Origin of the sequence: Agrobacterium sp. a22-2 (assembly GCF_012276985.1) — a bacterium.
In the GTDB taxonomy this organism is placed as follows: domain Bacteria; phylum Pseudomonadota; class Alphaproteobacteria; order Rhizobiales; family Rhizobiaceae; genus Allorhizobium.
The window spans coordinates 112,503-136,987 of sequence record NZ_JAAXMM010000013.1 but is presented as its reverse complement, the minus strand read 5'-3'; the positions used below and the strand labels follow the sequence as shown (position 1 = coordinate 136,987).

At 61.7% G+C, this 24,485-nt stretch carries 23 protein-coding genes; 14 read left to right on the top strand and 9 right to left on the bottom strand.

Going from position 1 to position 24,485, the window contains the following annotated elements:
• Positions 1-21 precede the first annotated feature (21 nt).
• The 3 genes from HFC70_RS20000 to HFC70_RS19990 are packed head-to-tail and all read left to right on the top strand — an operon-like array spanning position 22 to position 2,799.
• Entirely contained in the window at positions 22-1,599 is a 1,578-nt protein-coding gene (locus tag HFC70_RS20000) for an exopolyphosphatase (protein ID WP_168475059.1), read from the top strand.
• Between the two features lie 14 nt (positions 1,600-1,613).
• A complete protein-coding gene (locus tag HFC70_RS19995) occupies positions 1,614-2,399 on the top strand; it encodes an RlmE family RNA methyltransferase (RefSeq protein ID WP_168475058.1) in 786 nt (261 codons plus the stop codon).
• A 16-nt stretch (positions 2,400-2,415) separates the two neighbouring features.
• A complete protein-coding gene (locus tag HFC70_RS19990; protein ID WP_168475057.1) occupies positions 2,416-2,799 on the top strand; it encodes a VOC family protein in 384 nt (127 codons plus the stop codon).
• 331 nt (positions 2,800-3,130) lie between these two features.
• On the opposite strand, the gene HFC70_RS19980 is transcribed toward HFC70_RS19990, so the two are convergent.
• Complete coding sequence (locus tag HFC70_RS19980) at positions 3,131-3,985, bottom strand: LysR substrate-binding domain-containing protein (RefSeq protein WP_168475056.1); 855 nt, start codon at positions 3,983-3,985, stop codon at positions 3,131-3,133.
• Positions 3,986-4,092: 107 nt separating this feature from the next.
• Here HFC70_RS19980 and HFC70_RS19975 point away from each other — a divergent pair, with 107 nt between their 5' ends.
• Positions 4,093-4,989: a DMT family transporter gene (locus HFC70_RS19975; protein ID WP_168475055.1), complete on the top strand. Its 897-nt coding sequence runs from the start codon at positions 4,093-4,095 to the stop codon at positions 4,987-4,989.
• 223 nt (positions 4,990-5,212) lie between these two features.
• On the opposite strand, the gene HFC70_RS19970 is transcribed toward HFC70_RS19975, so the two are convergent.
• Positions 5,213-6,619 carry a DHA2 family efflux MFS transporter permease subunit gene (locus HFC70_RS19970; protein ID WP_168475054.1) on the bottom strand — a complete coding sequence of 469 codons (1,407 nt, stop codon included), beginning with the start codon at positions 6,617-6,619 and terminating at the stop codon, positions 5,213-5,215.
• A gap of 208 nt (positions 6,620-6,827) precedes the next feature.
• Between HFC70_RS19970 and HFC70_RS19965 the strand changes: the two genes are divergently transcribed.
• Positions 6,828-7,820, top strand: coding sequence for an MBL fold metallo-hydrolase (locus HFC70_RS19965; RefSeq protein WP_168475053.1), 993 nt, complete (start codon positions 6,828-6,830; stop codon positions 7,818-7,820).
• An 86-nt stretch (positions 7,821-7,906) separates the two neighbouring features.
• On the opposite strand, the gene HFC70_RS19960 is transcribed toward HFC70_RS19965, so the two are convergent.
• The 3 genes from HFC70_RS19960 to HFC70_RS19950 form a co-directional block, all read right to left on the bottom strand.
• Positions 7,907-8,218: a DUF1476 domain-containing protein gene (locus tag HFC70_RS19960; RefSeq protein ID WP_168475052.1), complete on the bottom strand. Its 312-nt coding sequence runs from the start codon at positions 8,216-8,218 to the stop codon at positions 7,907-7,909.
• A gap of 239 nt (positions 8,219-8,457) precedes the next feature.
• Positions 8,458-8,931: a GNAT family N-acetyltransferase gene (locus tag HFC70_RS19955; RefSeq protein WP_168475091.1), complete on the bottom strand. Its 474-nt coding sequence runs from the start codon at positions 8,929-8,931 to the stop codon at positions 8,458-8,460.
• Positions 8,931-9,545: a LysE family translocator gene (locus tag HFC70_RS19950; RefSeq protein ID WP_168475051.1), complete on the bottom strand. Its 615-nt coding sequence runs from the start codon at positions 9,543-9,545 to the stop codon at positions 8,931-8,933. The genes HFC70_RS19955 and HFC70_RS19950 overlap by 1 nt, the downstream gene beginning before the upstream one ends.
• 401 nt (positions 9,546-9,946) lie before the next feature.
• On the opposite strand from HFC70_RS19950, the gene guaB reads away from it, so the two are divergent.
• Together guaB and HFC70_RS19940 are read left to right on the top strand one after the other, a co-directional pair.
• A complete protein-coding gene (gene guaB / locus HFC70_RS19945; protein WP_168475050.1) occupies positions 9,947-11,437 on the top strand; it encodes an IMP dehydrogenase in 1,491 nt (496 codons plus the stop codon).
• Between the two features lie 100 nt (positions 11,438-11,537).
• A complete protein-coding gene (locus tag HFC70_RS19940; RefSeq protein ID WP_168475049.1) occupies positions 11,538-11,954 on the top strand; it encodes an MAPEG family protein in 417 nt (138 codons plus the stop codon).
• A 25-nt stretch (positions 11,955-11,979) separates the two neighbouring features.
• Here the strand turns inward: HFC70_RS19940 and HFC70_RS19935 are convergent, their stop codons facing one another.
• The gene (locus tag HFC70_RS19935) at positions 11,980-13,266 is read right to left on the bottom strand and encodes a low temperature requirement protein A (protein WP_210259351.1); all 1,287 of its coding nucleotides are present in this window, start codon (positions 13,264-13,266) and stop codon (positions 11,980-11,982) included.
• A gap of 290 nt (positions 13,267-13,556) precedes the next feature.
• On the opposite strand from HFC70_RS19935, the gene HFC70_RS19930 reads away from it, so the two are divergent.
• From HFC70_RS19930 to HFC70_RS19915, 4 genes are all read left to right on the top strand, one after another.
• Complete coding sequence (locus tag HFC70_RS19930; protein WP_168475048.1) at positions 13,557-14,432, top strand: dienelactone hydrolase family protein; 876 nt, start codon at positions 13,557-13,559, stop codon at positions 14,430-14,432.
• Between the two features lie 206 nt (positions 14,433-14,638).
• Positions 14,639-15,664 carry an alcohol dehydrogenase AdhP gene (gene adhP / locus HFC70_RS19925; RefSeq protein ID WP_168475047.1) on the top strand — a complete coding sequence of 342 codons (1,026 nt, stop codon included), beginning with the start codon at positions 14,639-14,641 and terminating at the stop codon, positions 15,662-15,664.
• Positions 15,665-15,786: 122 nt separating this feature from the next.
• The gene (locus tag HFC70_RS19920; protein WP_246735880.1) at positions 15,787-16,908 is read left to right on the top strand and encodes a patatin-like phospholipase family protein; all 1,122 of its coding nucleotides are present in this window, start codon (positions 15,787-15,789) and stop codon (positions 16,906-16,908) included.
• Between the two features lie 74 nt (positions 16,909-16,982).
• Positions 16,983-17,765 carry a 3-hydroxybutyrate dehydrogenase gene (locus tag HFC70_RS19915; RefSeq protein WP_168475045.1) on the top strand — a complete coding sequence of 261 codons (783 nt, stop codon included), beginning with the start codon at positions 16,983-16,985 and terminating at the stop codon, positions 17,763-17,765.
• On the opposite strand, the gene HFC70_RS19910 is transcribed toward HFC70_RS19915, so the two are convergent.
• Entirely contained in the window at positions 17,730-18,704 is a 975-nt protein-coding gene (locus HFC70_RS19910; RefSeq protein WP_168475044.1) for a hydrogen peroxide-inducible genes activator, read from the bottom strand. The genes HFC70_RS19915 and HFC70_RS19910 overlap by 36 nt on opposite strands.
• 110 nt (positions 18,705-18,814) lie before the next feature.
• Here HFC70_RS19910 and katG point away from each other — a divergent pair, with 110 nt between their 5' ends.
• Positions 18,815-20,986, top strand: a complete 2,172-nt coding sequence (gene katG, locus HFC70_RS19905) for a catalase/peroxidase HPI (protein ID WP_168475043.1) — start codon at positions 18,815-18,817, stop codon at positions 20,984-20,986.
• Positions 20,987-21,258: 272 nt separating this feature from the next.
• Positions 21,259-21,882, top strand: a complete 624-nt coding sequence (locus tag HFC70_RS19900; RefSeq protein ID WP_168475042.1) for a TetR/AcrR family transcriptional regulator — start codon at positions 21,259-21,261, stop codon at positions 21,880-21,882.
• Between the two features lie 16 nt (positions 21,883-21,898).
• Here HFC70_RS19900 and HFC70_RS19895 read toward each other — a convergent pair whose 3' ends face one another.
• Entirely contained in the window at positions 21,899-22,852 is a 954-nt protein-coding gene (locus HFC70_RS19895; protein WP_168475041.1) for a LysR substrate-binding domain-containing protein, read from the bottom strand.
• Positions 22,853-23,051: 199 nt separating this feature from the next.
• On the opposite strand from HFC70_RS19895, the gene HFC70_RS19890 reads away from it, so the two are divergent.
• Positions 23,052-23,351: a DUF1127 domain-containing protein gene (locus tag HFC70_RS19890; protein ID WP_168475040.1), complete on the top strand. Its 300-nt coding sequence runs from the start codon at positions 23,052-23,054 to the stop codon at positions 23,349-23,351.
• Positions 23,352-23,490: 139 nt separating this feature from the next.
• On the opposite strand, the gene HFC70_RS19885 is transcribed toward HFC70_RS19890, so the two are convergent.
• Positions 23,491-24,390, bottom strand: a complete 900-nt coding sequence (locus HFC70_RS19885) for a DUF937 domain-containing protein (protein ID WP_168475039.1) — start codon at positions 24,388-24,390, stop codon at positions 23,491-23,493.
• Between the last annotated feature and the right edge of the window lie 95 nt (positions 24,391-24,485).

Here is a 24,485-nt window from a genome sequence, read left to right as displayed (position 1 = left end):
GCGGCGCGACGGAAAAAGTCAGTGAAAGACCCCGAAAGCGGCCCAGCGCCGCCAACAGAAGGGGCGTCTGCGACAAAGCGCGGGGAGGGCAATTCCTCCCGGCGTGGCAAGTCGAAGCGGAGAGGGTCGAATGCCTCCCTGCCGGTATTGTCTGGTGTCGAGGGTCAGTCCGTCAAGGCCGACCCGACAGGACGTTCCCCGAACCAGGATGGATCGTCTCCGGCGCGCAAGCGCAAGCGTAGACGCAAGAAAAACACGCCCGCAGCCCAGCCCGGCGTGGCGCCTCAGACCCATGCAGTGGAGCCCGTTGCCCAAATCGTGGTGGCCGGTGGTTTGCCGATCGCCAAGGCGGGCAAGCGCCGGCGCAAATCCCGCAACAAACGCGGCCTGCAGGGCCGGCCGCTGGTTCCCGGCAAGGCCCCCGTGCCGGCCGGCCGGGTCGTCGAGGCTGGTGCCTCTGCGTTCCGTCCGTCGCCTCATTCGGGCGCTGTTGCCGCGTCTGCCGTCCTGCCGTCTGCCGGTTCCGCCACGGGCGAGCCGCATCCGCGCCCGACGGTGGCCGCAGCACCCCATATCCCCGATCTCTATGCAGCGCTTGATCTCGGCACCAACAATTGCCGCCTGTTGATCGCCCAGCCGACCAAGCCCGGCCAGTTCCGTGTCGTCGATGCCTTTTCGCGCATCGTCAGGCTCGGCGAGGGGCTCGCCGCCAGCGGCCGCCTGTCGTCGGATGCCATGGACCGGGCGGTCGAAGCGCTGCGCATCTGCGCCTCCAAGCTGGCCGGCCGCGAGATCCGCCGCATGCGGCTGATCGCCACCGAGGCTTGCCGGGCCGCCGAAAACGGCGAGGAGTTTTTGCGTCGCGTCGTCAGCGAAACCGGGCTGGATCTGGAAATCATCGATCGCGAAACCGAGGCGCGGCTGGCGGTGTCGGGTTGCTCCTCGCTGGTCGGCCGCGAAACCCGCTCGGTCGTATTGTTCGATATCGGCGGCGGCTCCTCCGAGATCGCCGTGATCCGTATCGCCGACAACCGCTCCAGCCGGCTTGCCAACCATATCACCCATTGGACCTCGCTTCCGGTCGGCGTCGTCACATTGTCGGAACGCCATGGCGGCCGCGATGTGTCGCCGGTGATCTTCGAGGCAATGATCGGCGAGGTCGCCGCCATGCTCGATCGTTTCGATTGCCCGCCGCTGTCCGATCTCGGCCTGGCCGACATGGCCGAGGATTTTCACCTGATCGGTACATCGGGTACGGTTACGACGCTGGCCGGCGTGCATCTCGACCTGCCGCGCTATGATCGCCGCCGCGTCGATGGCCTGTGGCTGACCGACGACGAGGTTTCGGCCATGCAGGCCAAGCTTTTGTCCTGGGACTATTCCAGCCGCGCCGCCAATCCTTGCATCGGCCCGGATCGTGCCGATCTGGTGTTGGCCGGCTGCGCCATTCTGGAGGCGATCCGCAGGCGCTGGCCGTCGAACCGCATGCGGGTCGCCGATCGGGGCTTGAGGGAAGGTCTCCTGACCGACATGATGGCGGATGACGGCGTCTGGCGGCGCCATCGACCGCGGCGGCCGAACGGCCCAAGAGAGCGTTGAGCACGGGACATATCATGGCTAAAGCATCGATCGGTGGAAACCGGACCGGCCGTAAACTCGGCCAGAGGGTCAAGAAGGGCAAGCTCAAGGCATCGTCGCGGCGGTGGCTGGAGCGCCATATCAACGATCCCTATGTGCAGCGCGCCAAGCTGGAGGGCTATCGCGCCCGCGCCGCCTTCAAGCTGCTCGAGATCGACGAGAAGCACCAGATCCTCAAAGGCGCGCAGCGCATCATCGACCTGGGCGCTGCTCCGGGCAGCTGGTCGCAGATCGCCGCCAATGTCACCGGCTCGACCGACAGCGACATCCGCGTCGCGGCCATCGATTTCCTCGAAATGGACCAGCTGCCGGGCGTCAAGATCCTGCAGCTCGACTTTCTCGATGCGGATGCGCCGCGCCTGCTGATCGAGGCGGTCGGCGGCATGCCAGATGTGGTGATTTCCGACATGGCGGCCCCCACCACCGGCCACCAGCGCACCGATCACCTGCGCACCATGCATCTGTGCGAGGTCGCGGCCTATTTCGCCATCGACGTCCTGGCCGAAGGCGGCCATTTCCTGGCAAAAACCTTCCAGGGCGGCACGGAAAAGGACCTGCTCAACCTGCTGAAGAAGAATTTCAAGCAGGTCATCCACGTCAAGCCCGGCGCCTCGCGCGCCGAATCGGTCGAGATGTTCCTGCTGGCCAAGGGCTTCAAGGGCCGCCAGGGCGATATGGTCGTCGGTCACCACGACGAGGGCGAAGCCGGTCCGGGCCACGATGCGCGCGAGGACGCTCCCGCCGACGAAAACCAGGATTGAGGAGGCACGGGCTGCGATGCTGCTCTATGTCACCCTCGGCTCGACGGATCTCGTCCGCTCGAAGCGCTTCTACGATGCGGCGCTGGCAACGCTTGGGCTCCAGTGCCGGGTCAGCAAGGACGACGAGGTTGGCTATGGGGCCGCCGGCGATAGCCGCAGTCGGTTGTGGTTGCTCACGCCTGTCAATGGCGAGCGCGCGACGGTCGGCAACGGATCGATGACCGCTCTGGACGCGCCGAGCCGCGCTGCGGTCGATGCCTTTTACCACGCAGCCCTTGCCCATGGCGGAACGGACGAAGGCGCGCCGGGCCTGCGGCCCTATCATGCACATTTCTATGCCTGTTACGTGCGCGATCCGGACGGCAACAAGCTGTCGGCTGTCTGCGAAAAGCCGGAATAAAGCATGTCGCCCGAAGGTCCAGCCCCTCACTGAAATATGGAATACCTTCTGTCGCAAATATCCTTCGCGAAACTCCGACTTTTGCGAATGCGTTCTGCAACAGATACGCCCCTGAATAATCGGCGGTTCCGATTTTTTAGCTTAACTAGAGCGTTTCCTGGTTAGATTGAAACATTCTGTTGGCTCAAACGGAGTCGGATGATCGCCCAGCCGGCGCGCGTCGTAGCCACGCCCTACGGCCAAGCTGGCCGGGCGATCAGGCGGCCCGTTTCAGCCAACCCGAAGGGCCGGGCAGCTTGTGTTCCGTAAGTGTCAACCGCTGTCCAATGTCCTACCTGGTCATGCCTTCGGCACTATTGCGAATGGCCTCCGCCATGAAATCGCAGAGTGGATTGTTGGACCCAGCACTGCGTATCAGGGCAACGTCAAGGCGTTCGATCACGGGCAATCCATCAGCCTGCACCAATTCCACGACGGCAGAGGGGACCGACATGCGCGTGACAGCGGCAACGGCAAGCCCAGCCTCGACCACTGTGAGAAGTGCCGACAGACTGAAACTCTCGTAGGCGGGCTGGAAGCGGATGTCGCTTTTCGCCAACGCGGCCAGAACAACAGCGCGCGCCTGACTTCCCGGTTCGAACAATGCAACAGGCATCGGACACCTTTCCAGCGCAATCCGATCGCGGGAGGCGATCCAGACCATAGGCTCTTGTCGCAGGAGTTGTCCTTCCACTCCCCGCGACCGCGTGACGATGGCGAGATCGATGTCCCCTCTCTCGATCTGCGGCACAAGTGCTGTCGACTGGGCACAAATGATCTTGATGGTGACGCGGGGAAACAACTGGCCGAAGCGGCGCAGCACGGGCGGCATGATATGTGAGATATAGTCGTCAGGCGCGCCGATGGTGATCGAACCGGCAATATCGGGCTTGCGAAAGGCTTCCACGGCCTCGTCATGCAGCCTCAGAATGCGCCGGGCGTAGGCATCCAGTTCTTCGCCGGTCTGCGTCAGAGCCAGATTGCGTGTGTCACGGATAAAGAGCGCCGCCCCGATCTCGGCTTCGAGCCGGGCGATCTGCGTGGAAACGGTGGCGGGTGATTTATGCACGGCGGAGGCGGCCCGCGTGAAACTCATCACGTCGACACATGCCACGAAAGTGCGGAGCAGGGTATGATCAAGCTCCATGATTATTTGGAAACTCCAACGAATATGTTTGTATTATATTGATTGTATATCTAATTGACAAGGCAATATCCTGAGACATGCGAAGGGACTTTAGGAGCGGACATAGCATGACCAAGCAAATCCAGGGTTTCATCGGCGTGGCGGCCGCCCAGATGTTGTTGGGGACCCTTGGGGTCTGTGTTCTGGAGAGCGGTGCGGACCCTTTGTCAGTCACGTTCTACCGATGTTTGCTCGGCGGCCTCGTCCTGGCGCTTTATGGTGCCATCCGGGGCAATCTTTACGGGGTGATGCGCCTGCCGACGAAAGTGCTCGGTCTTGCGCTTGCCAGTGGCCTGCTGATGGTCGGCAACTGGGTTTTGTTCTTTACGGCCATGCAACATATTGGCATCGCGGTTGCCACGATCGTCTTTCATGTCCAGCCGTTCATGGTGGTGGTGATCGGCGCGCTGGTCTTTCGTGAGCAGTTGCATGCCGCCACCTTTGGATGGATTGCCGTGGCGCTAATCGGGCTTGCTTTGGCCACGGGGTCCACCAAAGGCCAGACTGCTGCCGATGCATCCTGGCTGCTCGGGATCTGCTGCGCGCTCGGCGGTGCGTTTCTCTATTCAATTGTTACGATTATCGCCAAAGGACTGACGGGCATCACCGGACCTCAATTGGCCTTCGTTCAGTGTCTTTGCGGCATAGTGCTTCTGGCGCTGGTGGTGCCAGTAGGACTTTTGGAGGTGTCATCCGTCCAATGGGAGTGGTTTGCCGTTATCGGCGTCGTACATACCGGCGGTGTTTACATGCTGCTCTATAACGCACTGCCGAAGCTCTCGACGCCCTTGGCCGCCGTGCTGTTGTTTCTCTATCCGGCAACTGCGATCATTGTCGATGCCATTTTCTATGGCCATCGGCTGGGGCCGGCGCAATATGCCGGGGTAGGTTGCATTCTGATCGCAAGCCTCGGCGTGACGCTGAAGTGGGGTGTTCGCCGCTCCCGGTCGGTTTCAGCCGCTTGAGGAGCCGAGGAACGCGAATTTCGTCAAGTCGCAAAAACCAACGTTCTGCGTCAGGGGAGAGCGCAGATTGCTTGAAGAAGATATTGTCCGCAAGATAAACCGCCCCACGCACCCATGCCACAAGGAGAGTTGGCACCGGCATTTACCTGGATTCCATATCTCGGTCAGGGCTGGGCCCGAATGTGGGAACCGGCTTCTGGACTATGACAGGCGGTTGTCGACGCTACTTGACCGGCATTTCCTCATGCGCCTTTGCCACCCCATGGCCGGACACGGCGGCACCGGCATTGGGCGAAAGCGTCAGGAACGGCACGGCTGCCAGCATCGACAGTCCGGTGACGATGGCGAAGGCCACATGGAAATCGGAAAGGTCGAGCGGCGCGCCGCTGATCAGCGTGCTGGCCTCCAGGATGGCCGCCGCCACCGCCACGCCGAGCGCCAGCCCCACCTGCTGCAGGACGGACCCCACCGAGGTCGCCTGGCTTGCCTGGTCGTCGCCGATATCCGAATAGCTGAGCGCATTGACGCCGGTGAAGAAGAACGACCGGGCAAATCCTGCCATCAGCAGGATGGTGGAAATCAGGATATAGGATGTCTCCGGCGTGAAGAAGGCCGATGGCAGGGTGGTGGCGGCGGCGAACAGCGGTGCTGCAATCAGCATGCGGCGGAAACCGACGGCGGCAAACACCCGCTTGGCGGCGAATTTCGTGGTGATGGCGCCGATCGCTCCGGTAAAGGTGATCAGGCCGGATTGAAACGGCGTCAGCCCGAAGCCGAGCTGCAGCATCAGCGGCATCAGGAAGGGGATGGCGCCGGTCGAGACCCGGAAGATCGTGCCGCCGATCGAGGCGGCGCGGAAGGTGCGGTTCTGGAACAGATCGAGATTGATCAGCGGCGCCTTATGGCGGCGTGCGTGATGCACGAAGAGTATGGCGCCGATGATGCCCGACACCGTGGCGGCAACGCCAATGATCGGCGGCAGCGCCGGCAGGCTGACGACGGACAGGCCGAAGACGATGCCGGCGGTGGCGAGCGCGCAATAGAAAAAGCCCTTGACGTCGACCGGCGGCGGATTGGTGGCCGGCACCTCCGGCAGGTAGACGGTCGCCAGCCAGACGCCGAGAAAGCCGATCGGCACATTGATCAGGAAGATCCAGTGCCAGGAAAAATAGGTGGTGATGAAGCCGCCGATCGGCGGTCCGCTCAACGGGCCGACCAGGGCGGGAATGGTCAAAAGCGCCATGGCCGAAACGAGATCGCTGCGCTTGGTGGTACGCAGCAGCACCAAGCGCCCGACCGGTGTCATCATCGCCCCGCCCATGCCCTGCAGGAAGCGGGCGCCGACAAAGGCAAACAGCGAGGACGAGACGGCGCACAGCACCGATCCCAGCACGAAGACCATGATCGCCAGCCGGAAGATGCGCTTGGCGCCGAACCGGTCGGCCATCCAGCCGCTGACCGGGATGAAGATCGCCAGCGCCACCATATAGGAGGTCAACGCCAGCTTCAGCGTGATCGGCCCGACATGGAGATCGGCCGCAATCGCCGGCAGCGCCGTGGCAATCACGGTGGAATCCATCTGCTCCATGAAGAGCGCGACGGCGAGGATAAGCGGAACGACGCGGTTCATCCGGTAAAAACCCTGGAACTGGGGGACCTGTGGCGGGACGGTAAGGCGCGATCCTTCTACCGCCGGAACGCCCCGCTGCCAATGCCGGATCGGCAAAGTTTACGCGATCCGTTCACGTCTGCGTGAGGCCGGTTTTCTTCGCGGCTTGTGCTTCTATCTTGGCAGGTGCCCGGTCCAGAAGGACTGCGAATGCGAACAGGAGGGTAGGATGGTTTCATTGAACAGACGCGTATTGCTGGGGGCGGCCGGTTTGGGTGCGCTTTCCGCGCCTTATCTCATGACCGGTAGCGCCCAGGCCCAGGCGCAGGCGACCAGCACGACGATGGACATCGATCACGCCATGCCGCCGGAAACCCATCGGTTCAAGGTCGGCACGTTCGAAGTGGTGGTGGTGAAGGACGGCGCAAGGCCATCGGGCGCGCCTGCGGAAACCTTCGGCACCAATCAGTCGGCGGAAGTGGTCGCCGATCTCTTGAAGCAGAATTTCCTGCCGCCCGACCAGTTCGTCAACAGCTTTGCGCCGGTCCTGGTCAATACCGGTTCCGAGGTCGTGCTGTTCGACACCGGCCTTGGGGCGGCTGCACGCGCCCAGGGCGGCGGACGCCTGATCGAAGGGCTGACGGCCGCCGGCTATAACCAGGAAGATGTGTCGATCGTCGTGCTTACCCATATGCACGGCGATCATATCGGTGGGCTGATGGAAGACGGCAAGCCGGCTTTCCCCAATGCCCGCTACGTGACCGGCCAGGCCGAATATGATTTCTGGGTCGATCCGGCCCGTGCCGGCACGCCGGCCGAAAACGGCCAGAAGGGTGTTCTGGCCAATGTGAAGCCGCTGGCCGACAAGATGATCTTCATTGCCGATGGCGCCGATGTCGTCACCGGTGTCACCGCCATGGCGGCTTTCGGCCATTCGCCCGGCCACATGATCTATCGGCTGCAATCGGAGGGACGCCAGCTTGTGCTGACGGCTGACACCGCCAACCATTTCGTGCTGTCCTTGCAGAAGCCGGAGTGGGAAGTGCGTTTCGACATGGACAAGGCCGCCGCTGCCGCCAGCCGCAAGAAGGTCTTCGACATGCTGGCAACCGAGAGGCTGGCCTTCTTAGGCTATCACATGCCGTTCCCGGCCGTCGGCTATGTCGAACCGCTCGATACCGGCTACCGCTTCGTGCCGAAGGCCTATCAGTTCGATCTCTGAGCATTGCCGAAACTCAGTGTCTTGATCCGCATCGCCCGCCGGGCGGTGCGGATTATCTCGTTTGCGGACAGGTCGGAAAAGCGCCCTCAGCGGCCTTCGTACATCGACTGGGCCGCATCCTGCAGCAGGGTGGTCATGCGTTGGCGGATCTCGTCGTCGAGAACCGTGACGCCGGCGGCATCGAAATCCCGACGGAGGCGAGCAAAGACGCCGTCCTTTTCGGTAATGTCGGCCGCGATCAGGTCTTTTGCGTAAGCGTCTGCATCGGCCCGGCCCATGATGGCGGCGGCCCACAGGCCGATCAACCCATTGCGCCGTGCCTGCGCCTTGAACATCAGTTCTTCATCATGCATGAATTTGTCTTCGAAGGCGTGAGCCCGCTGCTGCAATGAATTCATTTTTATCGCCCCTGTATTTGAACTGTTCTGACCGAACTCATGTGTTGGCCGGCCATGATCGGTTTTCTACAGGCGAAGATTTTAAAAACCGCTAGGAGACAGGCTAAAAGATCGCTCAATGGCAAATGTCAAATCTCGGCCGGAGGTTCAGCCTCTAACTGAAATGGGGAATACGTTCTGTTGAAAATATCTGTCGCGAAAGCGTCGATTTCCCCGACTGAACGACCAATAAGCGAGCATTACAGATCAGCAGGGTCCATCAGCATCTTTTCCATATCTACGATAGTAAAACCCGGCCTCGCCGAGTTCGGGCGACGTCCGGTTTCACGGTAGCCGAGCTTCCGATAAAGATCGATATTCTTATTCATGAGCGCATTGGTGTAGAGCGTCATGCGGGCCTTGCCAGCAAGGCGAGCGTGATCTTCCGCCTCTGCAATCAGACGGGGTCCGATGCCTTTTCCGGCGTTGTCCGGATTAACAGCCACACTGAAAATCAGGTGATGGTCATCACCCCGTTCAACAGCAATGAGCCCGAGCACAGTTTCACCCTCACAAGCCAGCAGAACGTCGCCGCGTTCGATGCGGGGGCCGTAATCGTCTGTCATCGGTTGGGGCGGATAGCCCAAAACGGGTAACCAGACCGCATAAGCCTTTTGCGTGATCGAGTGGACGACTGGCAAATCCTCAGTGACCGCTGCTCTAATTTCGATCATCAATTTCGTGTCGCGATTGCGGCAGCGGCCCCGCCCAGGGCAACGGCCCCAACCCGGTTGGCAATCCGTATGGCGCGAGGGGTTCGTAACAGAAGCCGCGCCTTGTGGGCGAGGAAGGTCCAGGTCAGATCAATTGCGGCCAACGTCACCAGCGTGACGGCGGCGAGGATTGCCCATTCCCGGACTCCCGTTTTCGAAAGGTCGATCAGAGACGGCAGAAGGGCAAGGTAGAATACCATAATCTTCGGGTTGCCCAAAGTAAGCGCCATACCCGCACCGAACATGGACAAGGGCGAGGCCCGCCGAGGAAGATCGTCGGCATCCTCGCTCACCGGCTTATGCCACATCTTGAACGCCAGCCAGCAGAGATAGGCAACGCCAAGCCATTTCAAGACATGAAAGCCGAACTGGAAGGTCTGGGCCAGCGCGGTGAGGCCTGCCATTGCCATGGTGAGCCAGATCACCTCGCCGATCCACATGGCAGCGACGAAGGGGATAACGTCGCGCCAACCGTTGGTGATCACGCGCGATACCAGCGCGGCAATGCTCGGACCGGGTGTCCCCGCATTCAGAAGCAGGGCACCGGCGAAGATGGCGACAGATAATAATTCCATGGGCGTCCTCGGGTAGATCGACTTCGAAAATCAATCATAGCCGATCATTCATCGCTCTTCTATGTCGTCGCGAAATTCCAATCAAAGCGACGGTTTTACGGCCTTGAATCTACGACGCCGCAAAACCAGCGCCTGCGACAGATCAGTGTGCAGAATGCGTCGCGAAGAGATTTCCAGCACGATGACCGCTCGAACGTCGATGCGGTGATGGGATCAGGCACCGGCATCGAGTTGTGTTGCCCATTTGAGTTTGGGGGCAGGGCCGGCCGCTTTTTGCTATTCCCTTCCTGTCATAGACGTGTTACCTGCCCTCGCCAACTTCCAAGCAATTCTTGCAGGAGCAGCCGGGCGTATGATTCGTTCCGGGCGGCTTTGCATTTTCAAAACGAAGGAAATTGGCAATGGCACGCATCGTAATTTCGGCAACCGGAGCGGAAGCGCTCACCTTTGACGATGTCCTCCTGCAGCCCGGACATTCCGAAGTGATGCCGGGGCAGACCAATATCGCCACCCGCATTTCAAAAGACATCGATCTGTCCCTGCCGATCCTGTCGTCCGCCATGGACACGGTCACCGAGAGCCGGCTCGCCATCGCCATGGCGCAATCGGGCGGCATGGGCGTCATCCACCGAAATCTGACGCCGATCGAGCAGGCCGAAGAGGTCCGCCAGGTCAAGAAATTCGAAAGCGGCATGGTGGTCAACCCGGTCACCATCGGCCCGGATGCCACCCTTGCCGAAGCGCTGTCGCTGATGAAGTCGCATGGCATTTCCGGTATCCCGGTCGTCGAGGGCAACAGTCGCCCCGGTCGCCTGGTCGGCATCCTGACCAATCGCGACGTGCGCTTTGCCTCCGATCCCACCCAGAAGATCCACGAATTGATGACCCACCAGAACCTGATCACCGTCAGGGATGGTGTCGAGCAGGGCGAAGCCAAGCGCCTGCTGCATACCCATCGCATCGAAAAGCTGGTGGTCGTCGACAATGAAGGCCGTTGCGTCGGCCTGATCACCGTCAAGGACATCGAGAAGTCGCAGCTCAATCCGAATGCCGCCAAGGATGCGCAAGGGAGACTGCGGGTTGCAGCCGCTATTTCCACCGGTGAGGACGGCCGCGAGCGCGCCGAACGCCTGATCGAAGCCGGCGTCGACGTCATCGTCGTCGATACCGCCCACGGTCATTCCCAGAAGGTGCTGGACGCCGTGGCCGAAGTGAAGAAGATGTCGAATGCCATTCGCATCATCGCCGGCAATGTCGCCACCAGCGAAGGCACCCGCGCCCTGATCGACGCCGGTGCCGACTGCATCAAGGTCGGCATCGGCCCCGGCTCGATCTGCACCACCCGCATCGTTGCCGGCGTCGGCGTTCCGCAGCTCGCCGCCGTGATGGCGGCGGTCGAAGAGGCCAACAAGCACGGCATTCCGGTCATCGCCGATGGCGGCATCAAGTTTTCCGGCGACGTCGCCAAGGCGATTGCCGCCGGCGCTTCTGCCGTCATGGTCGGTTCGCTGCTGGCCGGCACCGACGAAAGCCCCGGCGAGGTCTATCTCTATCAGGGCCGCTCCTTCAAAGCCTATCGCGGCATGGGCTCGGTGGGCGCCATGGCGCGCGGTTCGGCCGATCGTTATTTCCAGGCGGAAGTGCGGGATACGCTGAAGCTGGTGCCGGAAGGCATTGAAGGCCAGGTTCCCTACAAGGGTCCGGTATCCGCCGTGCTTCATCAGCTGGCCGGCGGCCTCAAGGCCGCCATGGGCTATGTCGGCGGCAAGGACATCAAGGACTTCCAGGAAAAGGCCACTTTCGTGCGCATTTCCGGCGCGGGCTTGCGCGAAAGCCATCCGCATGGCGTGACGATAACCCGCGAGAGCCCCAACTATCCCGGCGGCGCATAAGCCGCTAATTCGCCAACCTTATGAATAGGAGGCCCGAAGTCGATTGCGATGTTCGGGCCTTTTTCTTATGGCTTGGCGCTGGTGAAGAAAGGACAACGAGATGACCGGTTTTGGACTGTTTTGGCCTCTGGTCGTCCATGCCTTTCTGGTCTTCTGCCTCTATGGCCTGTTGACGCTCCGGCGGGCAAGCGTGGTCAAATCGGGTCTGGTCGAGCGAGAGGCGTTCCGCGACAATCGCGATGAGCCGGCCGAAAGCCGGGTGGTCAACAGAGCCATTGCCAACCAGTTCGAACTGCCGGTGTTGTTCTACGCGGTCTCAATCCTGCTCTATATCGTCGATGCCGACAATGTCGTGGCGGTCGCTCTGGCCTGGCTGTTTGTCGTTACGCGCTGCGCCCATGCCTTTGTGCACGTGACCGGAAATCGGCTCAAGTTGCGCCGGCCCTTGTTCATGGCGGGCTTCGTTGCGCTCTTTGCCATGTGGATCTGGCTGGCCGCCTGGATGGCCGTGTCCTGAGGTCGCGGCCGCTTCTTGTTTTGCTTTAATGCGGCGCTTGGCTATCTGTCGAATGTGACGCGCCCAGCATCCGTTCGAGGGCCTCGTCGCCATGCCGGTGGCCGACGACCTCGTAACCGATCACCGAGACGACCGGCGCAAACATCAGCAGCGTCAGGCAGACCGTCATACTGACGCCGAAGCCGGCGCAGACGACCGGCAGAACGATGAACAGGCCGGTGCCGGCCAGCAGCCAGACATGGAACCGGTCGCCTTCGCCCAGCAGATACGTGTAGAGCGCGAAGATCGTCAGGATATAGAGGCCGACCGGGAAGGCGACGGTCAGCAGTGTGGCCACCGGGCCGATATGGGCCTCGTGCTCTATATAGTAGGCGGCGGTATGCAGGCCGGCACCGGTGGCGGCAATCGCCGCGAAGATCAGGAAATGGCCATAGCCCCAGACGAAGGCGCGGTCCCGCCTGATATGCAGGACCTTTGCGGATGGCAGCATGAAATAGAGCCACCACATGCCGAAGGTCAGGCCGGTCCCGGCCACGCACATCAGCACAGTGTCGATATTCCATCCCTGGTTCTCGACGATGGCCGAGATCGACGCGACCGTGCCGATCACGCCTTCGCCGAGCGCAATGATGGCCAGCAGTCCGTAACGCTCGGCAATGTGATGGGCATGCCACGGTGTGCCGTTGCCCAGGCGCTCGGCAACGATCGGGCCGGCCAGCTCGAAGATGCCAAGCGTGACGATGCAGGCCGCCGTCGGCAAGAGCGGCATGTCGAGAAAGATCAGGGCGGTCCAGCCGATCTGGGCTGTAAAGATCCAGCCGGCGTAGAACAGGCAGGCCGCTCGGCCGCCCGGATACTGCCGCGCGGCGCGCAGCCATTGGAATATCATCGCCACCCGCATGATCACGTACCCCATGACCATGACCGCGTTGTCGATGTATTCGCCATGGTCGAGCGACGTAAACATGCGCGGCAATCCGACCGCCAGGATCAGCACGCCGATCATCTGAATCATGGTCGTCAGGCGGTAGATCCAGTCGTCCGTATCGAAGGCGGAGGCGAACCAGGAGAAATTGATCCAGGCCAGGCAAATGGCGAACATTGCAAAGGCAAAGCTTCCGAGACCCACGGCGTAATGGCCTTCCGCCAGCAGATGGGCAAACGGCGAGGCCGCCGCGCTGAAGGCGATGACGAAGGTCAGGTCGAACAGCAGTTCGAGCGGCGTCGCCACCCGGTGCTCCTCGTGCGGATCGCGCCCCCGCATGGCGGCGGCACGATGGTGGGGCAAATGGCGCGCGGTTTCCTTGGACATCTGAACAGGCTCTCTCGATCACGGCGGCAAACGGAACCGGCTCCCCTGCCTTTTGTCAATTGTCCGATTCAGCAAAGAATGGTCAAGTCGGCCGGCCGCAAAAGTCGGTTTGGCCCCTGCCTTTGGCGTTCGGTCTCGTGCCCGGTTGGCGGCTACCGGGAGGCTGCATGAGCCGCGACAGGCCGGATAACGCAAATGTGTCCTGCGACGCTCCGCACTGCCATAGGCAGGCGGCACGGCTCCTCTATCTTCTCCTCCAGTCGTAAAGGGCAATCACGGAGGGAAACATCATGGAAAAGCCGAGAATTACCCAGGCGATGATCAACGCCTATGACGAATACACCCATCTGACGCTCGATCGCCGTCGCTTCATGGAAAAGCTGACCATGCTGGCCGGCTCGGGAGCGGCGGCAGCGGCCATCGCGCCGATGCTGGCGGCCAGCGGTGCGCAGGCCGCGATCGTCGAGGAAACGGATAGCCGTCTCGATGCCAGGGATATCACCTATCCCGGTGCTGCCGGCGAGATGAAGGGTTATCTGGTCACGCCGAAGGAGGCCTCTGGCCCCCTTCCGGCGGTCATCGTCATTCATGAAAATCGTGGTCTCAATCCGCATATCCGCGATGTCGCCCGCCGCATGGCGCTCGAAGGTTTCGTGGCGCTGGCGCCCGACTTCCTGTCGCCAGCCGGCGGTACGCCCGCGGACGAAGACAAGGCGCGCGAGATGTTCTCGACGCTGGACATGGCCGCAACGGTCAACAATGGCGAAGCGACGCGGGCCTACCTGGCGAGCCTCGACGGCGCGAATGGCAAGGTCGGCGCCATCGGCTTCTGCTGGGGCGGCGGTCTGGTCAATCGCCTGGCGGTTGCCTCGCCGGAGCTTGGCGCCGGTGTCGCTTACTACGGAGCCCAGCCGCCCGCCGATCAGGTTCCCTCCATCAAGGCACCGCTGATGCTGCACTATGGCGGGCTGGACGAGCGCATCAATGCCGGCATCGACGCCTACAAGGCGGCGCTTGAGGCCGGCGGCAAGACGTTCGAGATCTTCGTCTACGATGGCGTCAATCACGCCTTCAACAACGACACCTCGGCAGCCCGTTATGACAAGGCGGCGGCCGAGCTTGCCTGGACGCGCACGGTCGCGTTCCTCAAGAAACACCTGGCTTGATCCAACGTCGGCACGCCGCCGGGCGGTTCCCCGGCGGCTGCATTGTCGCAAATGCGCGACGCTTGCGGTCGCGCAAATGTCGCTGAAGTTGACTTGTATCAAAGAACACCCCTGCATTTCAGGTAGGTTCCGGTCGCGTTCGCAATTCCGAACAGGGTGCAGCGTGGGATTGATTGGCACGACGTCAATTTTCAAGGGAGACATTTATGGCATCGATGATGAAAGCCGCCGTGGTGCGGGAATTCGGCAAGCCGCTGACGATTGAAGACATGCCCATCCCGGAGCCAGGCCCCGGCCAGATCCTCGTCAAGTATGAGGCAACCGGCGTCTGCCACACCGATCTTCACGCCGCCAATGGCGATTGGCCGGTCAAGCCCAATCCGCCCTTCATTCCCGGCCACGAGGGTGTCGGTTACGTCGCCAAGCTCGGCGCCGGCGTTGCCCGCATCAAGGAAGGCGACCGCGTCGGCGTGCCGTGGCTGCACACCGCCTGCGGTTGCTGCTCGCCCTGCCGCACCGGATGGGAAACGCTCTGCGGCAGCCAGCAGAACACCGGTTATTCGGTCAACGGCACGTTCGCCCAATATGGCCTCGCCGATCCGGATTTTGTCGGCCGCCTGCCGAACAATCTCGAATTCGGCGCGGCAGCACCCGTGCTGTGCGCCGGCGTCACGGTCTACAAGGGCCTGAAGGAAACCGAAGTGCGCCCCGGCGAATGGGTCGTGATATCAGGCATCGGCGGTCTCGGCCACATGGCGGTGCAATACGCCAAGGCGATGGGCATGCATGTGGTCGCCGCCGATATCCATGCCGACAAGCTGAAGCTCGCCAAGGACCTCGGCGCCGATATGGTCGTCGATGGCACGGCCAAGGACGCCATCGAGCAGGTGCAGAAGGCAACCGGCGGCGTGCATGGCGCGCTGGTCACCGCCGTGTCGCCGAAGGCCATGGAACAGGCCTATGGCTTCCTGCGCTCCAAGGGCACCATGGCGCTGGTCGGCCTGCCGCCGGGCTTCATTTCGCTGCCGGTCTTCGAGACGGTCCTGAAACGCATCACCGTGCGCGGCTCGATCGTCGGCACCCGCCAGGATCTTGAGGAATCGCTGGTGTTTGCCGGCGAGGGCAAGGTGGCCGCCCATTACTCCTGGGACAAGATCGAGAACATCAACGCCATCTTCAAGCGCATGGAAGAAGGCAAGATCGACGGCCGTATCGTCCTCGACCTCAACTGAGCCGGGATCCATACAACAAAATGTGACTGCAAGGGGCGGCAAATGCGGCCCCTTGCCCCCTGGCAATAGGCAGACGACTTCCTATCTTCTGGTGCAGTGCAACATTATGGATGCAACGCATCATGTCGAATTCGGATTGCGACCATATCTTCGTCTTTCAGGGCGGCGGCGCACTGGGCGCCTATCAGGCCGGCGCCTATGAGGCCCTTCATGCCCACGGGATCGATCCCGACTGGCTGGCCGGCATTTCGATCGGCGCGATCAACGCCTCGTTGATTGCCGGAAGCCCCAAGGAGCACCGGGTCGAAAATCTTCGGGCCTTCTGGGACAAGGTCTCCTCCAACCTGACCTTCGGCCAGGAGCATGACGGCTCCGATTTTCGCCGGATCTCCAACGAGATTTCGGCCATGGCAGGCGCCATCACCGGAATCCCCGGGTTCTTTTCGCCGCGCCTCTACACCCCCTACCAGTTGCTGTTCAACCCGGATGCGATGATCAGCTATTACGATACCGAGCCCTTGTTGAAAACGCTGGAAGAGCTTGTCGATTTCGATCTGCTCAACGATTGCGAGACCCGCATTTCTCTCGGCGCGGTCGAAGTGGTGTCCGGCAATTTTGCCTATTTCGACAATCGCCGCCACACGCTGGATGCCCGGCACATCGCCGCATCAGGCGCCTTGCCGCCAGGCTTTGCGCCGGTCGAGATCGACGGACGCTTCTACTGGGACGGCGGCCTGGTCTCCAACACGCCTTTGCAGCATGTTCTGTCCACCAATGCCTCCGAGCGCGACCTGGAGATTTTCCAGATCGACCTGTTCAGCGCCCGCGGCACCATGCCGAGGGATCATTTCGAGGCGGAAAGCCGCGTCAAGGAGATCCGCTATTCCAGCCGCACGCGCATGAACACTGACGAATTTGCCCGCAAGCAGGTCGTTCGCCGCGCCGCCAAGCGGCTGCTGGAAAAGCTGCCGCCGGAATTTGCCGATGACGAGGATGCCAAGCTGCTGAGATCCATCGGCATCGAATTCGACGTGACGATCGTCCATCTCATCCACCGCCGCGCCGCCTATGCCACCCATGCCATGGATGCCGAGTTTTCCCGTGCCTCGATCACGGAACATTGGGCGGCCGGCTATGACGACGTCATGCACACGCTCAATCACAACAAGTGGAAAAACCGGGGCCGTCCGCGCGACGGCATCCAGATTTTCGACCTTGCCCAGCAAGGCCGTGCAAAGAGCTAACCCCCAAGCCTCGCCGTCCCTCATCGGCGCCCTAAGGACGCTCGGCCTCGAGACTGGTAACACGGAGAATGACCATGAAACTCAAGGATAAAGTCTGCATCATCACCGGCTCGGCCAGCGGCATCGGAAATGCGATCGCCAAGCGTTATGTCGAAGAGGGTGCCAAGGTCGTCATCGCCGATCTAAGGCAAGACCAGGCTGAGGCCGCGGCCGATGCCCTGACGGCACTGGGTCCGGGTGAAGCCTTCGGCATCGCCATGGATGTCACAGACGAGGGGGCGGTCAATTCAGGCGTCGCCAGCACGGTGGCAAAATGGGGACGCGTCGATGTCCTCGTCTCGAACGCCGGTATCCAGATCGTTCACAGGATAGAGGATTTTCCCTTTGCCGACTGGAAGAAGATGCTGTCGATCCATCTCGACGGCGCCTTCCTGACCACCAAGGCCTGCATGCCGCATATGAAGAGCCAGGGCGGTGGCGCCATCATCTATATGGGATCCGTGCATTCCCACGAGGCGTCACCTTTGAAATCGGCCTATGTCACGGCCAAGCACGGCTTGCTGGGTCTGGCGCGCGTCGTCGCCAAGGAAGGCGGCCCGTCCGGCGTTCGCGCCAATGTCATCTGCCCCGGTTTCGTGCGCACGCCCCTGGTCGACAAGCAGATCCCGGAACAGGCCAAGGAACTCGGCATTTCCGAGGATGAGGTGATCAAGAAGGTCATGCTCGGCGAAACCGTGGATGGCGAATTCACCACGGTCGAGGATGTCGCCGAGGTCGCGCTGATGTTTGCCGATTTCAAGACCAATGCCCTGACCGGCCAGTCACTGGTGGTCAGCCACGGCTGGTTCATGAACTGAGCCTGACTTGGGGTTGGCGGTCGGGTCGATACCCCGCCAATCCTCACGCAGGCTGCCGGCGCTTTCGATGATCGACTGCGCCAAAGCCTCCATATCCTGTCGCCGTGCGCTGGAGCGGCGCCAGATCAGGCCGATCTCGCGACACGGCGCCGGCTCGGCGAAGGGCACGATGCGGATCGAGGTGCGGGCCGTCTCGGTGGCGATCGCCATTTGCGGGATCAGCGTCATGCCCATGTCGTGCGACACCATCTGCAGCAAGGTCGTCATCGACGTCGCACCGAAATTCACCAGGCTGCGCCGGTTGGCCGCCTTGCACACCGAAAGCGCCTGCTCGCGCAGGCAATGGCCTTCCTCCAGCAGCAGCAGCCGCTCCGGGTCGACCTGCGTTTCGGTCATCGGCGACAGCAGCACGTCGCTGTCATTGTCGGCCATTGCCATGTAGAACGTGTCGATGAACAGGCTGCGCTGCATCAGATTGTCCCCTTCGATCGGCAAGGCGGCGATCACGGCATCCAGCCTGCCGTCGCTCAGATCGGCGATCAGCCGGTCGGTAACGGCTTCCTTCAGCTCGATCTCGATCAGCGGATGGCTGCGCCGCAGATGCGGCACCATCTGTGGCACCAGATAGGGCGCGACGGTGGGGATGAGGCCGAGGCGAAGCAGCCCTTCGAGCATGCCGCTGCTGCGGCGGGCCGCCTCTTCCAGGTGGTCGACCCCGGCCAGGATCCCTCTGATGTGGCCCAGCACCTCATGCCCCTTGGCGGTCAGCAGCGTGTTGTTGCGAGTGCGTTCGACCAATGTCACATTCAGGTGTCTTTCCATCTCCATGATCTGTGCTGAGAGGGCCGGCTGGCTGACATGCACCATCTCGGCCGCCCGGCCGAAATGCAGCGTGGTGGCGAGAGCATCGAAATAGCGCATTTGACGAATGGTAATCATGATAGGAATATCCTATCGATATGCCCAATAAATACAATTGGAAATTATGAAGCTTTTGGAGGAAGTTGCCTCCACAACAACAGCTTTTTCAAAAAAAACAGGAGGCCAATATGAACGAGCACGTGAAATCCACCGGCAAATGTCCGGTGATGCATGGCGGCAATACCGCCATGGGCAAGTCTGTCATGGACTGGTGGCCGAATGCGTTGAACCTCGACATCCTGCATCAGCATGACGCCAAGACCAATCCGCTGGGCCCGAGCTTCAACTATCGCGAAGAGCTGAAGAAGCTTGACGTCGAAGGGCTGAAGGCCGATCTGCGCGCGTTGATGCTGGACAGCCAGGAATGGTGGCCGGCCGACTGGGGCTCCTATGTCGGCATGATGGCCCGCGTCACCTGGCACGCCGCCGGCTCCTACCGCATCACCGACGGTCGTGGCGGCGCCAATTCCGGCAACCAGCGCTTCGCGCCGCTCAACTCCTGGCCGGACAACGTCAACACCGACAAGGGCCGCCGCCTGCTCTGGCCGATCAAGAAGAAGTACGGCAACAAGCTCTCCTGGGCCGATCTGATCGCGCTCGCCGGCACGATGGCCTATGACGTCGCCGGCCTGAAGACTTTTGGCTTCGCCTTTGGCCGCGAAGACATCTGGCATCCGGAAAAGGACACCTATTGGGGCAACGAGAAGGAATGGCTGGCGCCGAGCGATGGCCGCTACGCTGACGTGACCAAGCCGGAAACGCTGGAAAACCCGCTCGCCGCCGTGCAGATGGGTCTGATCTACGTCAATCCGGAAGGCGTCAACGGCAAGTCCGATCCGCTGGCAACGGCTGCCCAGATGCGCGAAACCTTCGCCCGCATGGGCATGAACGACGAGGAAACCGTCGCGTTGACCGCCGGCGGCCACACCATCGGCAAGTCCCATGGCAACGGCAGTGCTGCCAATCTCAGCGCGGACCCGGAAGCCGCAGGCCCGGAATTCCAGGGTCTCGGCTGGATGAACACCAAGGGCCGCGGCATTGGCCGCGACACGGTCGTCTCCGGCATCGAGGGCGCCTGGACCGCCGAGCCGACCAAGTGGGACAACGGCTTCTTCGAAATGCTGTTCAAGCATGAATGGACGCTGACCCACAGCCCGGCCGGGGCGTCGCAGTGGGCGCCGATTACCATTGCCGATCAGGACAAGCCGGTCGACGTCGAGGATCCCTCGATCCGCGTCATGCCGATGATGACCGATGCGGACATGGCGCTGAAGGTCGACCCGATCTACCGCGAAATCTCGCTGCGTTTCATGAACGACTTCGCGGCCTTCTCGGACGCCTTCGCCCGCGCCTGGTTCAAGCTGACCCATCGCGACGTCGGCCCGAAGTCCCGCTATTTCGGCCCGGATGTTCCGGCCGAAGACCTGATCTGGCAGGATCCGATCCCCGCCGGCCGCACTGACTACGATGTCGTCGCGGTCAAGGCCAAGATCATCAACAGCGGCCTGACCACCGGCGAGATGGTGGCCACCGCCTGGGATAGCGCCCGCACCTTCCGCGGTTCCGACAAGCGCGGCGGCGCCAACGGTGCCCGCATTCGCCTGGCCCCGCAGAAGGACTGGGAAGGCAACGAGCCGCAGCGTCTGGCCAAGGTTCTGGCGGTTCTTCAAGGCATTGCCGCGGAAACCGGCGCAAGCCTTGCCGACGTCATCGTTCTGGCCGGCAATGTCGGCGTCGAACAGGCGGCAAAGGCCGCAGGCTTCGATATCGCAGTGCCCTTCGCGCCGGGCCGGGGTGACGCCACCGCCGAGCAGACCGATGTGGACGGTTTTGCCGTCCTCGAACCGCTCGCCGACGGCTTCCGCAACTGGCAGAAGACCGACTATGTCGTCAGCCCCGAGGAAATGCTGCTCGACCGCGCCCAGCTGATGGGGCTCACCGCTCCGGAACTGACCGTGTTGATCGGTGGCCTGCGCGTGCTCGGAACCAACTATGGCGGCACGGCGCATGGCGTGTTCACCGACCGCGTCGGCGCACTCACCACCGACTTCTTCAATACCCTGACGGACATGGCCTATACCTGGGTCCCGACCGGCAGCAACAGCTATGACATCCGCGAGCGCAAGTCTGGTGCGACCAAGTACACGGCGACCCGCGTCGACCTCGTGCTCGGCTCGAACTCGATCCTGCGCTCCTATGCCGAAGTCTATGCCCAGGACGACAACAAGGAGAAGTTCGTGAAGGATTTCGTCGCGGCCTGGACCAAGGTGATGAACGCCGACCGGTTCGACCTGCTCTGATCGTTGGCGGACCATCGTTTTCACCTGAAACCCTGATATTGGTTATCAGGTAAAGACGATCTGCAGCGTCAAAGCCGCCCCTTTGGGGTTTAGCTGTCGCAATATGACACAGGTGATCGGAGATATACTCTCCGGTCACCTGTTCGCATTCCCGCTTCGCTACAAATTGAGCGATTTTCTTCAGCAAAGTTCAAGGGCTGTCCTCTAGATACCCAATCCCGAAGGTCAGATATATTACCGACTGATCCGGACTGCGGGAGGAATGGACGGGAATGCCCAAGTCACTGGACACAAAACGCACCATTCTGCGAAAGAAACCTCAGCAAGAGCGAAGTATTCAGCGGCTGGATACTATTCTGGAAGCAGCAGCAGTGATGATCGTCGAGCAGGGCGTCATCAACATGAAGATGACTGATCTGGCGGCTCGCGCCAAGGTGCCCATTGGCTCACTATACCAATTCTTTCCGGAGAAGGCTGCCGTCGTGCGCGCCCTGTTCGACCGCCGGACATCCATCAGCAAAATCCGCGTCAACGAGATGTTCTCAAACATATCCTCGCTCGAAGACATGCTGGAGGTCGCCCTTTCCTCGGTCGACTGGTACTATGAGCAATATCGGCAGGATCCCCTCTGGATGGCACTCTGGGCCGCCAGCATGATGGATCGCGACCTCATGGAACTGCATCGCGACCACAATGTCGATATTGCCCGGATCTTTCGCGAGGCCGTCGAGCATCTGCTGCCGGAGGACGTTGCCCGACGGATGGAGGCTCGTTCGATTCTGTTCACGCATCTGGGTGGCGCCGCCCTCCGGCTAGCGGTAACCCAGGACGAGCAGATGGCGCGCCGCATCCTGGACGAATGGAAAACCGTCATCCGCGAACAACTGTTCCGCTAATTGCGCCTCTGGCTGGTCACCAGCCCGGGATCATATGTCCGGTGCGCAGGCGTGGAAAATGGCGCGGCATTCCCTTCACATCGCCATCGAGATCGTCGTCCACGGCCGCCGGCGTGATGTTGTCGAGGCAGGCGGTGATGTGATCGGTAATGGCATTCATCAGCGATGGCGACAGACCCGGCCGCTTCATGATGCCGATCTGTACCGGCGGCAGCGGCGGAAAGCCGTCACTCTGGGTCAGCACCTTCATGCCGGTGCGCAGCGCCGACTCCGGCAGGACCGACACGGCCATGCCGGCCAGCACCGCGGCGGCCACGACCGTCGACGACCAACTGGTAAACAGGACCTGGTATTCTCTTCCGTCGGCATCAAGCGCCGAGCAGGCAAGCTGGCGCCAGTTGCAGTCGCGCCGGCCGACTGCCAGCGGCACCGGTGCATCGTCCTTCAGCGGATGGTTGGCGGATCCCACCCAGCAGAGCGGCTCGGTCCGGACCACGTCGGACGAGCGCGCCTGCGGATTATGGGTCACCAGCGCGATGTCCAACTCGCCACGCGCCATCTTTTCGGCCAGGCTCACCGACGGTTCACAGATGATGTAAAGCTCGACGCTCGGATGGGTCTTGGCAAAGCGGCCGATGATTTCCGGCATGTAGCGGTCGGCATAATCGTCCGGCGTGCCGATCCGCAGCGTGCCCTCAAGCCGATTGTCGTCGAAGGCTGCGATCGCCTCGCTGTTGAGGCGGATGATGCGCCGCGCATAGTTCAGAAGCTTTTCGCCCTCGGCCGTCAGGCGGTTGCCGCGGCCGTCCTTGATGAACAGCTGCTTGCCGATCCGCTCCTCCAGCCGGCGCATCTGCATGGACACCGCCGATTGCGTCTTGAACACGCGGCCGGCCGCCTTGGTGAAACTGCCGGTATCCACGATTGCAATGAAAGTCTGAAGCTGGTCGATATCGAGAGGAGCCACCATGGGAAACGTCCATCAGATTGTTTGATGATTACCATTAGAAACATTCGTTGGACTGATCAATAGCCTTTTGGCATCCTGATCCTGCAAATCACTACGAACAGGGAGTGGCCTCAGGGCTGCTCCCGCGGATTTTGGCTGATCCGTTCCGGGTATCGGAACGGCATGCCTTTACTCGTGCCGACATCGAAAGGATATTCCCATGCGCACGACAGAACGGATGATCGAACTTGATATTCCCGCTTCCGGCCCGGCCATGACGACGCGTCTTGCCGGTCTTTGGACCTCGGTGAAATCCGTCTGGCGTGCCGTGCGAAACCGCCATGTTGCGAACCGCCTTGCCGATCTTGACGACTACCTGCTGGACGATATCGGGCTCACCCGGTCCGATATCGACCGCATCCTGAGAGACACGGGCATCGCGGACGATCCTTCGCAGCAGCTGACCTGGGCCGCCTTCAAGCGCACCCGCTACTTGCTCCCAGGCGCCTCGCGCCTCTGAGCGTCCCAATCCCCGCAGGGTGATAGCCAATGAGCCCTGCTGCTTGGCCCGGTGACAGTCCGCCTGTTGCCGGGCTTTTTTTGTGCGAACTTGAATTTGGCCGGGACGCCGCCAGACAGTGGCCGCCCGCCGATCGTCCTCAGGCCTTGTCGTCTTCGGGCGGCGGCTCGGGCGCTTCTTTGGGTTCGGCCTTCGCCATATAGGTTTCGAAAATCTGTTCCATGCTCTTCTGGTAGTTCTTCTGAACCTCCAGGCCGCTGTCGAACATCGAGTTGATCATGGAGACCATCGCCTGGGCCGGTTCGGTTTCGCCGGTGCTCTTGGCCGTTCCCTTTGGCGCGGGCGCGGGTTCCGCCGCAGCGCCCTGGCCGAAATTACCCCCCATCATATCCTGGAAGGCCTTGGCAAAGGGATTGTCCATGAAGGGATTGGCGCCGGCCGCAGGTTTTGTCGCCTGGGCGCCGCCCATCATGTCGCGGAAGGCGTTGGCGAAGGGATTGTCGAACAGGCTCGCTTCCTTCGGCGCCGGCTTCGGCGCAAAGCCGGTGCTTTCCAGCCATTGCTGCATCATCGACGCCATCGGCGAATTGGCAAAGGGATTGCTGGCCTCCTGCATCTGGCCCATGCCCTGCTTGAACAGCCCGCCCATGATCGTGTCGGCCATGGCCGGCAGCATCTGCTTCAAGATGTCCTGGCCGATGCCCGTCAGCTGCGCGGCCTGCGCGGCCACGGCCCGCGACACCTCCTTGGAACCGAACAGCTGTTCCAGCGCCGAATTGCCATCGGCAATGCCCTGCGGCGTGAAGGCCTTGCCCATGTCTTCGAAATATTTGGCGTAATTGCCGGATGACATGCTGCCAAACAGCGCCGACATGTCGTAGGGGTTGCTGGCATTGCGCTTGAGGCCTGAGGAAAACGCCGGCATCAGCGCCGCCATCGCCTGCGCCGCCTTATCCTGGGCAAGGCCGAACTGCTTGGCCATGGCCTCCATCGCCATGCCGTTCTGCGCCCGCATCATCATATCAAAAAGTGGCAGCATCGACGTCCCTTTCCCAGTCCTCGCAACGCATCTTGCTCGCACTATAGCCGGAAAAGATTGATCGCAAACCGCTTTTTAACATCGGGGCAGGGTGC